The sequence below is a fragment of the Persicobacter sp. CCB-QB2 genome (assembly GCF_001274635.1).
In the GTDB taxonomy this organism is placed as follows: Bacteria; Bacteroidota; Bacteroidia; order Cytophagales; family Cyclobacteriaceae; genus Persicobacter; species Persicobacter diffluens.
Map to the genome: position 1 here is coordinate 2,337,170 of NZ_LBGV01000001.1, position 13,639 is coordinate 2,350,808.

The 13,639-nt window shown below is 43.5% G+C and carries 14 protein-coding genes; all 14 read right to left on the reverse strand.

Translation table 11 applies throughout. The annotated features are described in order from the left end of the window. Nucleotides 1-3: 3 nt before the first annotated feature. A complete protein-coding gene (locus tag NG22_RS10465; protein ID WP_053405676.1) occupies nucleotides 4-303 on the reverse strand; it encodes a hypothetical protein in 300 nt (99 codons plus the stop codon). A 6-nt stretch (nucleotides 304-309) separates the two neighbouring features. Then, the gene (locus NG22_RS10470) at nucleotides 310-897 is read right to left on the reverse strand and encodes a DUF420 domain-containing protein (protein ID WP_053405677.1); all 588 of its coding nucleotides are present in this window, start codon (nucleotides 895-897) and stop codon (nucleotides 310-312) included. Between the two features lie 25 nt (nucleotides 898-922). Then, nucleotides 923-1,483 carry a hypothetical protein gene (locus NG22_RS10475; RefSeq protein WP_053405678.1) on the reverse strand — a complete coding sequence of 187 codons (561 nt, stop codon included), beginning with the start codon at nucleotides 1,481-1,483 and terminating at the stop codon, nucleotides 923-925. A gap of 58 nt (nucleotides 1,484-1,541) precedes the next feature. Further along, entirely contained in the window at nucleotides 1,542-1,865 is a 324-nt protein-coding gene (locus NG22_RS10480; RefSeq protein ID WP_053405679.1) for a cytochrome C oxidase subunit IV family protein, read from the reverse strand. A 127-nt stretch (nucleotides 1,866-1,992) separates the two neighbouring features. After that, nucleotides 1,993-2,763 (reverse strand): cytochrome c oxidase subunit 3, encoded by a 771-nt coding sequence (locus NG22_RS10485; RefSeq protein WP_053406928.1) that lies wholly within the window; start codon nucleotides 2,761-2,763, stop codon nucleotides 1,993-1,995. 39 nt (nucleotides 2,764-2,802) lie between these two features. After that, a complete protein-coding gene (locus tag NG22_RS10490; RefSeq protein ID WP_053405680.1) occupies nucleotides 2,803-3,384 on the reverse strand; it encodes a cytochrome c oxidase subunit 3 in 582 nt (193 codons plus the stop codon). 27 nt (nucleotides 3,385-3,411) lie between these two features. Beyond that, on the reverse strand, nucleotides 3,412-4,158 hold the full coding sequence (cyoE, locus tag NG22_RS10495) for a heme o synthase (RefSeq protein WP_367379233.1): 747 nt from the start codon (nucleotides 4,156-4,158) through the stop codon (nucleotides 3,412-3,414). Further along, on the reverse strand, nucleotides 4,062-4,304 hold the full coding sequence (locus NG22_RS18335) for a hypothetical protein (protein WP_367379234.1): 243 nt from the start codon (nucleotides 4,302-4,304) through the stop codon (nucleotides 4,062-4,064). Before NG22_RS18335 ends, cyoE begins: the two co-directional genes overlap by 97 nt. A gap of 61 nt (nucleotides 4,305-4,365) precedes the next feature. Then, nucleotides 4,366-6,225, reverse strand: coding sequence for a cbb3-type cytochrome c oxidase subunit I (locus NG22_RS10500; protein ID WP_053405681.1), 1,860 nt, complete (start codon nucleotides 6,223-6,225; stop codon nucleotides 4,366-4,368). Between the two features lie 19 nt (nucleotides 6,226-6,244). After that, entirely contained in the window at nucleotides 6,245-7,306 is a 1,062-nt protein-coding gene (locus tag NG22_RS10505; protein ID WP_053405682.1) for a cytochrome c oxidase subunit II, read from the reverse strand. 448 nt (nucleotides 7,307-7,754) lie between these two features. After that, nucleotides 7,755-10,727, reverse strand: coding sequence for a pitrilysin family protein (locus NG22_RS10515; RefSeq protein ID WP_053405684.1), 2,973 nt, complete (start codon nucleotides 10,725-10,727; stop codon nucleotides 7,755-7,757). A gap of 350 nt (nucleotides 10,728-11,077) precedes the next feature. After that, a complete protein-coding gene (locus NG22_RS10520; protein WP_053405685.1) occupies nucleotides 11,078-12,403 on the reverse strand; it encodes a hypothetical protein in 1,326 nt (441 codons plus the stop codon). A 54-nt stretch (nucleotides 12,404-12,457) separates the two neighbouring features. Next, complete coding sequence (locus tag NG22_RS10525; RefSeq protein ID WP_053405686.1) at nucleotides 12,458-13,084, reverse strand: cytochrome c; 627 nt, start codon at nucleotides 13,082-13,084, stop codon at nucleotides 12,458-12,460. Further along, nucleotides 13,074-13,637, reverse strand: coding sequence for a DUF3341 domain-containing protein (locus NG22_RS10530; protein WP_053405687.1), 564 nt, complete (start codon nucleotides 13,635-13,637; stop codon nucleotides 13,074-13,076). Before NG22_RS10530 ends, NG22_RS10525 begins: the two co-directional genes overlap by 11 nt. Nucleotides 13,638-13,639 lie beyond the last annotated feature (2 nt).

Consider the following 13,639-nt stretch of genomic DNA (forward strand, 5'->3'; position numbering starts at 1 on the left):
TGATTAAGTGATATCTTTGGTGGCATCAGCCACAATCTGCTGATTTCTAAGAATGCGCTCCTTCTCCCTTTTGGAATTCCGGTACCATAGGTAGCCCACCGTTGAAATCACCAAATAAGGTAAAATAAACAGATATAGAATTCCGGTATTGAGGGAAGCCCCGATACCAATATCTCCATTGGAAACATTATTTTCTACCGTCGCCCGGCACATGGCGCATTGCGCACTGACCGCCATAGGCAGCAGGCTTAACAAAAGCACATTCAGGCTTCTGAAAAAAAGACAGATGATCCGATCTTTCATAGGCTTTTATTGATAATAAGGCAAAATCATAAAATAAACTATCACTCCGGTTACAGATACGACGAACCAGATAGGGAAAGAGAATTTCACAATTTTACGGTGCTTGACCAAATTATTGGACAGGGCATAGAAATAGGAAAGCAATACAAAGGGCAATACAATAATCGCCAGTCCTATATGTAATAAGAGCGTGACCAGGTAAATGTTTCTTACCACCCCAATTTCGGATAACTCACTCTCCTCTAGCACCCCGTTGTGGTTGGCATCTCCGAATAAAGTGGTTTCCACAGACCCGTGATAGACCACATAGGCCACCAAAAAAAGCGCTCCCAACACAAAAGAAGTCAGCATCAATTTTTTATGTGCTTCTACATTACCCTTTTTTATCTGCACCACAGCCAACACCAGGCAAACTGCTGTGGCAGAATTAATCACCGCATTGATATGAGGCACCATCTTTACCCATTCCCCATCCACACTCACTTTCCATGGACTGAAAAACAAAAGCGCCACTGCAATCGGGATGATTATGGATATTAATGCAATCCCGATCATAAATTTCTTTCCGTTGTCCTGATCTATTGCTGTATTCATTTTGTTCGCTATTTGGGTTGTAAATTTAGTCTTGTTGGGTGTACAGAATGCTAACCTCCTGTTTCAGCCGATCGATTTCTACCGGATCTTCATAATTAAAAAAGCCTCTTAAGTCACCTGAGGCATCTATTAACACCATTAAATGATCTGCCTGCTCCTTTTGCTCCAGTGCAAAAGAACATTTAAAAACCCGCCGCAATTGCTCCTCACTACCAGCAATAAGGCCGATGCCTTTATTGCTCACCGAGGCTTCCGTCATCATCCAGTAAGCAACCTTCGGATACTTCTTTAATGATTTTTGCAGGTAAGTGATTTTCGATTCCGCAGCCTCTGCTGAATGCGCCGGGGCGTAAGTCAAAATATTGACCTGTCCCTCAAAACTCCCCTGCATCAGGATATCATCTGCCCAACTAAGAGAGGCCACTTTTACCTCCCCACATTCACTGACCATCAGGCTATCCTTGGCATACCTGACCGGAATGTCATATTGGTTATCACCAAAAGCCTGCAAGAAAAGGTAAACGGCCACCGGGAAAATCAGAATAGCCACCAGCAGCAGGGATTGAAACAATTTTTTACGATTCATATAAAAAGAAAAATCAGACCGATGTCAGCCTGATTTTATTGTTTTTTAAGGAACATTCCTAGTTAAAATAGGAGAAGATTGCTGACCCTTCATTGAGCAAGGCGATAATTAACCAAATCACAAAAATACAGGGCAAACCCAGTGACCAGATCAAAACCTTATGCTCATGTTTGAGGTGCATAAATTCGGATACGATGTAAAAGGCCTTCACGAGCGTCATGCCGATAAAGATCGCATTTCGCAACATGCCGCCATCCATCGTGAAGGCTAACAAAAATTCCACTGCCGTGATGATCGCCAAAATACCGGCTACACGCCAGATCTTTTTGATCTTCTCCGGATCCACTGGTTTTACTTCTACCTTTGGAGTTGATGCTTCCATAATTAATATTTTTTTACGAGGGGGACGACCGTCGCGAGCCAATTATTTTCCGGATAAAAAAACTCCTCCGGCCTCCCTTATTCGTGTGAATTCTTTTTTATTAAACACTTTTAAGGATAAATCCTCCTTAGATCAGGTAAAAGAAGGTAAATACAAATACCCAAACCAAGTCCACAAAGTGCCAGTACAAGCCTACTTTCTCCACCATTTCATAATGGCCGCGCTTATCATAGGTTCCCACTACCACATTATAAAAAATGATAAAATTCAGGATCACCCCGGACAATACGTGGGTCCCATGGAAGCCAGTAATAAAGAAAAACAAGTCCGCAAAAGCCTGAGGCCCATATTGGTTTTCCGCCAGATTGGCGCCGGTCACGATGGATTTGATCCATTCTCCATCCACCAAACGCTCTACTGTCATCCCGATATCCGTTCCGTGAATAAAGTGAGACCACTCCCATGCCTGACAACCTAAGAAAGTAACTCCTCCCACGATCGTCCAAAGCATCCATTTCTGAACGCCCTCGCGATCCATACGGTGACCAGCCTCTACGGCCAGTACCATCGTTACCGAAGACAAAATCAAAATGAAGGTCATAATACCCACAAACACCAATGGCAAGTGTACTCCGTGAAGGAAAGGGACTGCGTCAAATACCAATTCAGGAATTGGCCAATAATCTACGGAAGGCAAAAATGCTTCAGTTGGATTGTGCGGATAAGCGGGATAGCGAAAACGCAACATTCCGTAAGCAATCAGCAAACCGGAAAATGAAAAAGTATCGGATAGTAGGAAAAACCACATCATCAGCTTGCCGTAGCTTGCCTTCATCGGTTCTTTTCCTCCCCCCCAAACTCCGGTAGCGCCAGGAATTAATGTTGAGGTTTGTGACATAGCGGTTATGTAATTTTTATTCGTTTGATATTGATTCAATTAGTTATAGTATGCCAGAAAAGCATACAAATAGATCCACAAGCCCCCCAGGAAATGCCAATAAGTGACACACATTTCCATTCTGTCCAACTTACGAGAATGAATTCTCAAGCGGAAAGAAGCGTACAGCATAATGGCCAAAAAGATCAGGGCAGACACTAAGTGCACCACATGCACTCCGGTGAACACATAGATAAAGGAACCGGCAGGATGCCCTACAAAGTTCACATTCATGGCTAACAGTGCGTCCCAGGCTTCTAGTTGTCCCCAAATAAACAGTCCACCTAAGAGACCTGTCACCACCATCGCAATTCTTAGTGCTGGTAAGTTATCTCGCTTGGCGAAATAATAAGCCAATTGAAGGCTGGCAGAAGAAGCGATGATAATGGCGGTATTTACAATAAAGATCGAAGGAAGACTGATGCCTAATGTTCCGGTCTCAGAGATCTTCACGATATAGGCGGAGGTCAACGCTCCGAAAAGCAATACCACAGAAACCAAAAACAACCAAAGTCCGAACTTTTGGGCGTTCATGGCGAGTGGGGTCTGAGGTTTTGGGGTCATATGAATGGCAGTGTCCATAGTATTATAATTTTTGTCGGTGAGGGATTACAGCAAATCAAAAAGGAAAGCCAGCTGAACGATTGGCAGGTAAAGGAAAGAGCCAAACATAATTTTCAGAGCAGATTTACGATCCTGATTTTTCATTAACTGTATCGTTTGTGCCAAGAATAGCACACCACACACCGTGGTAATCAATGCAGAATTAATTCCGGTCACCCCAAAACGGGCAGGCAAAAGTCCCAGGGGAATTAGAAAAAGGGTATAGGTTATAATCTGAAGACAAGTCTCCATATCCTTCTTTCCGTTGACCGGTAAAAGTTTAAAGCCTGCCTTTTTATAGTCTTCATCCGCCACCCAGGCAATGGCCCAGAAGTGAGGAAATTGCCAAAAGAACTGAATACCAAAAAGAATTAATCCTACGATGGTAATCTCTCCTGTGGCTGCAGTCCATCCCAGCAAGGGAGGCAATGCTCCGGGAATGGCACCCACAAATACCGCAATGGGCCCTACTCTTTTCAGCGGAGTATAGACAAAGGCATAAAGAATAAGCGAAACCACTGAAAGCACGACAGTGATCGTATTGGTATACACTACCAATAAAGCTAATCCGGTGGTTCCGACTATACCTGAGAAGAGCAGTGCTTCGAGATCCGAGAGACGACCCTGCGCCAACGGACGATCGGCTGTTCTCTTCATCAGGCGATCATATTCCTTTTCCTGAATCTGGTTGAGTGTGATTGATGCACCAGATACCAGGAATCCCCCAAAGACAACATCAGCAATTTCACCCAATCGATCTGTCCTCCTACCGCCATGGCGTAGCCAAAGGCAGAAGAAAAAGCCACCAATAATGACAATCGGGCTTTCAGCAGCGATGCAAAATCTTTCACAATCGCCCAACCCATAGAACGGGAAGAGATGGAATTGCTTGAAATCATTACTTTAGGGTTATGTGCATTGATAGGGTAAGGAAAATAAAGGAGGGAGACCCTCCCTAATTTATTTTTGTTTTACTTCCTCCATTTGCTCCTTTTCAAAAGGCAAATTGGAGTTTGGTGTTTCTGATAGTGGTACCGTCTGTGGAATGAAATCTTCAAATCCATCCTTATCCGCATTTGGCTTGGAGTAATCATATGGCCAACGGTATACTGCTGGAATAGCACCAGGCCAGTTCCCATGTCCGGGCTCAATAGGTGTTGTCCACTCTAGTGTGTTCGAATTCCATGGATTCTGTGGTGCTCTACGCCCTTTGTACATGGAGTAGAAGAAGTTGAACAAGAAGATTAACTGCGCCACAAAGGTGAAGATTGCTGCTGCAGACACAAAAGCATTCAAGTCCGAAAATCCGCTAAATGCCTGGAAGTTGGTAAAGGAGTAATAGTGTCTTGGGAATCCCGCAATACCGATGTAGTGCATTGGGAAGAACACCATGTACACCCCGATGAAGGTCAGCCAGAAGTGAACATAGCCCAAACGGGAGTCCATCATGCGACCAAACATTTTGGGGAACCAGTGGTAAACCCCAGCCATCAATCCGAAGAAAGAAGCAGAACCCATTACCAAGTGGAAGTGAGCCACTACAAAATAAGTATCATGCAACTGAATATCGATCGCAGAGTTCCCCAGGAAAATACCAGTCAAACCACCCGAGATAAACAAGGAAACCAAACCAATGGAGAACAATGTCGCCGGGGTAAAAACAATATTACCTCTCCACAGCGTCGCCAGATAGTTAAATACCTTCACGGCGGATGGCACCGCAATAATCAGGGTCAGTAGCGTAAAGATAGTCCCCAGGAAAGGATTCATTCCGGAGACGAACATATGGTGAGCCCAAACCACGAAGGATAAGATGGTAATTCCCAACATAGAACCAATCATCGCACGGTAACCAAAAATCGGCTTACGAGAGTTGGTAGAAATCACCTCTGAAGTAATCCCCAATGCTGGAAGCAATACAATATACACTTCAGGGTGGCCCAGGAACCAGAACAAATGCTGGTAAAGAATAGGAGATCCACCTACCTGCGGTAATGCCTCACCACCAATATAAATTTCTGATAAATAGAAAGCCGTACCAAATCCACGGTCAAAGATCAACAACAATGCTGCTGCCAACAATACCGGGAATGACAACACCCCGATGATGGCGGTTAAGAAGAAGGACCAAATTGTCAATGGCAAACGCGCCAAGGTCATACCAGCCGTTCTTAAGTTAATCACTGTGGTAATGTAGTTAATGCTTCCCAATAGGGAAGAAACAATGAACAGCGCCATCGCCACCAACCACATCGTCATCCCAGCTCCGGAACCGGATACCGCTTGTGGCAATGCAGATAGCGGAGGATAATTCCACCAACCTGCGGAAGCCGGACCTGTTTCAATAAACAAAGAAACCAGCATTACCACTCCTGATAAGAAAAAGAACCAGTAGGACAGCATATTCATAAAACCGGATGCCATATCTCGGGCACCGATTTGTAATGGAATCAAATAGTTTGAGAAAGTACCCGAAAGGCCGGCAGTCAATACAAAGAAAACCATAATGGTACCGTGCATCGTTACCAAAGCTAAGTAAAACTCCGGATCTAATTTACCCTGTGGGGTAATCCAGTTCCCTAAAATTGGGCGAATCCATTCCAGATCCATATCCGGAAAACCCAACTGCAGGCGGAAAATCATGGAAAGCGCTCCACCGATAATCGCCCAGAAAATCCCTGTTACCAAAAATTGCTTACCGATCATTTTATGGTCGGTAGAAAAGATATATTTGGTCCAAAAGTTATCGTGATGCTCGTGGTGGTCGTCATGTGCATGGTCTTCCACATGCGCCGCCGTTTGCGTATCTAATGTTGACATCTTAATGATTCTTTATGGTTTAAAGGGAATTTTCGTTTGCTTCCGCTTCAGTGTCCATGCCGGTTTTCACTAAAGCCAGTTCTTTAAGCTCTTCGGGAATGCGAGAAAGGTATTCCGGATTTTTAGACAACCAGGATTTCTGCTCTGCCTTCCACTTTTCGTAGTCTTCTTCCGAATCCACAACTACATTCATTTTCATGGCAAAGTGTCCACGTCCACAAATCTGATTACAAGCTAATTCGTAATTGAATTTCGGGTCGTTCAACTCCCTGCGCATCTCCTCCGTAGTTTTGGTGGCAGTGAAATGGAAACGGGTAGGCATTCCCGGCACTGCATCCATTTTCAAACGGAATTGAGGAATAAATACAGAGTGAATCACATCACGGGCGCGAATTTTAAATTCTACCGGGCGGTTCACCGGAATATGCAGCTCTCTTGGGATAAAATCATCAAAAGCGGTTTTGTCGCTGAAATCCATCCCAAACATATTATCAGCATCAATCAGGCGGTAATCATGCTTACCCAACTGACCATCAGCTCCTGGATATCTTACTTTCCAAGCAAACTGGTACCCTAAGATTTCAATCACCTCTGCATTTTCAGGTGCGGGACCCGTCACTTTGTGCCAGGTACTCAATCCTGAAATAATCAGTGCCGCTAACACAATAGCAGGAACAATCGTCCATAGCGCCTCTAGCTTACCATTATCCGGATAATAGAAGGCGGGCTTCTTTTCGTTGTGTTGATACTTAAAGGAAAAGCCGAAAAGTAATACTTGTGTGATGATAAACACCACGCCTGTCACTCCCATTGTAATCCAAAACAAATTGTCTGTTAAGGCTCCGTGCTCGGAAGCAATTGGGATAGTGTACTCATCAAAGTGTACATAAGAATAGTAGCCGGAAATTGATAAAGTCACCAATAAGAAGACTACCATCAGGGCAGCATTCCATTTATTGGCCGGCGTAATCCGTTTTTTGTCGGTACCTTTGACGACGCCTACCAGCACAAAGATTCTATGTACCAGCACTATGGCCACCAAAACAAATAGCGCCCCGACTAAAATCACAAGGTTCTGCATTGGAAGTGGTTGTTAATTATTTAGGGTTATTAGTTCTTTAGTTTGTTTATTCAACCGCCTGTGTAGACCTGCGGTTGAATAGCGAAAACAATGACTTTTATCATTAATTACTGCGATATTAATTAGATCTTCATTCCAAAGCAAAAAAAACGGGCGAAATATATTCAATTCATAATCTGTAAGAATTAGCCCTGAAATGAGCATTATGGTAGATTTGTTTGATGTTTTACAAATAAAAATCCAATCAGATCTTAACCCAATTAAGCTTACCCCCTTATTTTCCTATCATTATTACAATAACCGTCTCCCGCCTTAAAACATGATACGCATCATAGTTTCTACTTTATATACTATTCCTAACTCCTTGATGTTGTGTTGATTTCAAACAAAAAAAAGGCCTTCCTTAAGCGGAAAAGGCCTTATCAATTTTTCTTATAGGCGATAGAAATTAAAGCGCCAAATCTTCCTCAAATCCAAAGATCTCCTCCAGCTTCACTTCTTTCACCTTGCCATATTTAGACAACACTTTAGGGTCAAGATTTTCCTTTTTACCAATGACGGCAATATTATAAGTTTTGTCCTTAATCTTCTCTTCCTGAAATTTGATCACATCCTCCAGGGTCATGGTCTTCACTGCTTCGTATATCTCTTTACGCTGATCATAATCCAGGCCTTTGCGCAGGGCAGATTCATAAGCGCCCAACACTCCTGCCTTAATGATACGCTCCGATTCCAGACTCTTCAAAACAGCGACCTTCGCAGCCTCAAAGTTCTTATCCACTTTAGGAGGATTATTGATCAAATCAGTCATTCCTTCCATCGCATCCGACAATTTATCTGCCTGAGTACCGATATAAGCAAACATCAGATCTCGCTTACCTTCCTCATTTCGTGCACTATAAGCAGACCAAACAGAATATGCCAATGCCTTGGATTCCCTCATGGTGGTAAATACAATGGAGCTCATTCCACCACCAAAATATTCATTAAACAGTGTAACTGCTGCCGCTTCCTTAGGATCATAAATATCCAATGGGGCAATCATAATGACCTCGGACTGTCTCATATCATAATCCACCCAGAATACAGTCGGTTGATCTGCCGGCAATACTTTAAAGTCTTTTTCTTCTTCCAATGCCACCAAAGACTCGGGAACCTGATGATACTGGTTCAACACTTTGGTCAGGTCTTCTACCGAACGAGGGCCATAGTACTCCACTTTATGCTCCTTATCCAGCATATGATGGACTTTATCCACCAATACCGCAGGATCAAGCGCCTTTAATTGATTATTGGATAAGTTATGTCGATTCGGGGAATCAGGTCCGTAAGTCGCATATGCTCTCAAACCACCAAATAATAAGGCATTTTTATTCTTCTTCTGATTATCCCTTTGCTTCATTACGCCATCGACCAATTTTACCAGTGCCTCATCATCTGCTTTTGCATTTTTCAAGAGCTTTTCAAAAAGATCCAATGCCGGCTCAAAGTTATCATCCAGACCACTCAGGCTTACGTATACTTTGCGGTCTCCTGCATATACCGAATAATCACAGCCTAATTTGTAAAATTCCTTTTTCACTTCTTCTGCAGTCAAATCCTCTGTTCCCAAATAGGACAAATAATTCACCGCCTGGCTCATCATCGGATCATTATTACTTCCCCGATCAATCTGATAAGTTAAATTGAACAACTCATTCTCATCGTTTACTTTATACCATAAAGGAATATCCTGCTTGATAGCCGTAATCGTTAAATCTTTGGAAAAGTCTAAAAATACAGGCTGCAATGGGGCCGCCGGCGTCTCATTGATTCGGGTAAGAAATTCAGAGGCCTTTTCCCGGTTAAGTTCTACCTGAGTAATCTGTGGCTTTTCAACCTTCACCTTATTGGACTTCTCCCCTACTTCTTTATAGACTACCACATAATTGTCTTTGAAGTATTTGTTGGCGAAATCCATAACATCCTGCTTCGTATAAGCCTTCATTTGTGTATTATCATCAATGAAGTCTGCCCATGGAATATCGTTGGTAAAGGCCGTTACGAACATCCCTGCACGGGCGGAATTACTTTCCTGCTGAGAAATACTCATTTTACGGAAATCATTCACGATCGCCTCAATTAACCAATCCTCAAATTCTCCCTTTTTAATTTTCTCTACCTGAGCCAAAAGCAGATCCTTCACTTCCGCCAAAGTCTGACCTTCACGAGGCATACCACCCAATACCTGGGCGGAATAATCATTACCGCTATTGATATAGGAGTAAGGGTTTAATACTTTTTGACTTTGCTTCAAGTTCAGGTCAATCAAGCCTGCGGATGAATTAGACAAAATCATATCGCATAATTTAGCCAAAACCCGCTCTTCCGACATCTGGCCAGGCAATTTAAAACCGATGGTCACATTGGCTGCTTCAGGACCGGTCACCGTTTTCTCCTGAACAGAAGTTATTGGAGCTGACTCCTGCATTTTATAAGGCTCCAATGGTTTTTGCTCCCACTTTCCGAAGTATTGATCTATTTTCTTAATCGTGGCATCATAATTCAAATCACCACTTAAACAAATGGCCACATTATTCGGGATATAATATTTGGCAAAATACTCGCGGATCTTGGTGATGGAAGGATTCTTCAGGTGATCAATCGTTCCAATTACCGTTTGCGTACCATATTTATGATCAGGGAACATGGTAGAGGCCAAAGTCTCATATACCTGCCAGCCATCATTATCCAAAGAGCGATTTTTTTCTTCATAAACTGCTTCCAGCTCGGTATGGAACAGGCGATTCACAATCATGGAAAAACGCTCAGATTCCACATCCAGCCATTTGTCCAATTCATTCGTAGGGATGTCATTGACATATACCGTTCGGTCTTCTGTGGTATAAGCATTGGTTCCGGAAGCCCCTAAAGCCCCTAACATTTTATCATATTCGTTGGCAATCGCATATTTGGAAGCCTCCAGGGAAACCTCATCAATCTTCGCATAATAGGCTTTCCGTGCCGCCTCATCTTCCAGCGTGCGGTAATGCTCGAACATCGCTTCAATACTGTCCAACAACACCTTCTCCTTAGCCCAGTCAGCGGTTCCAAATTTAGAAGTACCCTTGAACATCATATGCTCCAGATAATGCGCCAGGCCGGTGGCATCTGCCGGATCATATTTACCTCCTGCTTTCACGGCGATATAAGTCTGAATTCTGGGCTTTGCCTGATATTGCGAAAGGTATACTTTCAGTCCGTTATCCAGGGTATAGATTCGGGCTTTCAAGGGATCATCCACGACATATTCATAAGTATAACCATTGGAATCAGTAGCACTTACTGTGGTAAAAGCAGCTTGTTCCTGATCGGCAGGCTTCGCGCAACTCATTACCACAACTGCCAATAACCCAAGCAAAAGGTTGATGTAGTTTTTCATAATTTACATTCTGTAGTTAAGAATCATTTGTAGTTTCAATTGGTATAATAACACTATTTCTTAAAAAATCATAACAATATAACTAATAGCATATCAATGGCTAAGAAGACCAAATCACCCCCATAACAATTGAATAATTCACAGTAAACGAATAATCCCAAAACAAGACCACTCATACCAAAAAGTATCCGTTCGTAAACGCCAAGCATTATTTCAAAGCCCATTCAAAGGGCTGGATTAAAAAATAAAAGCCTAAAAACACCGGCGCTCTGCCAAAACGAATTCCCCCAAGACAGAAAAAGCCCCGAACCAAATGGTCCGGGGCTTTCGAGTATGATGCTTCTTATTAATTAAATGTGATGATGCTTCGCTTCTTCCATCATCGGGTGATTCAAGGCTACTAATGGCGACTTCGCCAGGTTCGTCAAGAAGACCCAGATAAAGGCTACGCCGAAGATCAGGAAGAATCCAAGGTCGATGAAGGTCAGGCCACCGTTACCTTTCAGGATGCCTGGTGCTACCATCAGGTAGAAATCAATCCAGTGTCCGAAGATTACAGCAGGACAGGCAATTTTCAAGAAGATACCGTGACGCTTGGAATCGCGCGTCATTAAAAATAAGAATGGAAAGATAAAGTTGATCAAGATGTTGATGAAGAACAATGCTTTATAGGGTCCGGTCTGTAGACGCTCTACGAAGTAGATGGTCTCCTCCGGAATGTTCGCATAGTAAATCAACAAGAACTGCGAGAACCACAAGTAAGTCCAGAATACAGAGAAAGCGAAAACGTACTTACCCAAATCGTGGATGTGGTTCGCATTTACTTCTTTCAAATATCCATTCTCTTTCAACAAGACCACGGTCATACAGATGAATGCCAAACCGGTTACCCACCAGGAAGCAATCACATACCAACCGTAAAGCGTAGAGAACCAGTGTGGGTCAATCGACATCAACCAGTCCCAAGATGCAGTAACACCAGTTACCGCAAAAAGAATGATATAGATGGCAGACAACTTACGGCCCTTGAACCAGTACTGGTCTCCTCCATTTTCATCTTCCGCCAAAGCGTTTTTCTTCAATTGGAAGAACATTACCGTCCACAAAGCCACATAAGCCACCATGCGACCAATAAAGAATGGCACATTCAAGAATGATTTTTTTCCATCCAAAATGGCGTCATAGGTCGGCGTACCCTTCTCATAAAGGTAATCGTGCGTCCAGTGAAACAGGTCGTGATTGAATACGGTAAATAATACAATGATAATTCCACCACCAATTGGCAACCAGTTACCCATGGCCAATGGAATACGTTGTACAGGAGCAGACCAACCGGCCTGTGCTGCATATTGTACCGCAAAGAAAAGAATACCGGCAGCAGCAATTCCTAAAAAGAATACACCGTTATGCCATAAGCTGGTCCAAACGCGCTTGGTCCAGGAAAATTCTTCATGATGCCCGCCAGCGGCATGCGCATCTCCGTGTGCAGCCTCCGCATGGGCATCATGTCCAGCAGCTTGCTCTACTTTGGGAGCATGGTCGTCATGAGCCGCCTCGTGGTGGCCTCCGCCCATAACGCTAGAAGCGACACCAATGATCAAACAAACCAATCCAGCAATGGCGGCCATGATCAGGGGCTTCTTAACTGCAGCGCTAAAGTCAAATGTTTCAGTCATGATGTTAGCTATTTCTTACGTGGGACCCGAAAGCCCCACGATAGGTTCAAAAAATTATTGATTTTGCAGTTGTTGTACGTAAGCGACAATCTCCCAACGCTCCTTTTGGTTCAATTGAGATCCGTGCGCTCCCATACGTCCTTTTCCATGAGTAATCACATGGAAGATATGTCCTTCAGACACCTCCGCCACACGACCTTTAGAGTAGGACGGTACCCCTTTGAATACCACTCCTACTTTTCCGTCTCCCTGTCCGGTATCACCATGACACTGGATACAGAATTTCTCATACAAGGCCTTTCCATTGGCTACGACTGCTTCCGTTTTTTCAAATGGGCTTTTTACGACCTCCGCAGCATAAGCCAAGCTATCAGCCGGCAGGCGGTAAGGTAAAAATCCATTTTCATCACGTTTTACAGTTCCTGCTACAGGCTCACGCATGTTCATCTCATGCGGGTTGTTCACATTGGAGTTAAAAAACTCACCCAAACCGTCTTCACGGTTAGACAACCACGAACCTGCTTCTTTATCAGTAATCTGCTTTAGTGGCTCATAAGCTACGGAGTGATACATGTTAGGCGCATACTCCACCCCTTGGTTTTCGCCACCGGCTTTAGTACAACCGAACAATGCGGTTGCTGCCAAAGCACCTACGAATAATGTATTCCAATTAAACCGCATATTCTTCTTGTTCTTTTTCGTTAGTTAAACCGGAGTTCGGATTGTTCACTTCAGAAGCTCCTGCATCTCTAATGATGGCACGAAGGGTTTCTTCATCGAACTTATTTTTATCCAAATCCACAATCATCACGTGCTTGTCATCCGTCTGGCGAACATCATAAACCTCAGGCGTAGCGTAAGGCTTCAAGCCCACCATCACGAAGAAGGTTCCGACCATACCAAAGGCCGACAATAGCACGGTTAATTCGAAAGTTACCGGAATGAAATCAGGTACCGCAATAAAGTCCTTACCACCGATAATCATTGGCCAGTCGATACCCATCATATAGGTCATCATCAAAAGGGCCAACATCGTTCCGCACATTCCAAAAAGGAAAGCCGCTACTGGTAATTTCGAACGCTTATAACCAAGAGCATGCTCTAAACCATGCACCGGAAATGGGGTAAATACCTCATAGATATTCGCTCCCGCATCACGTACTTTCTTTACTCCTGAAAGTAGTACGTCCTCATCATCAAAGATGCCGATCAGATAATTATTAGGCTTACTCATGA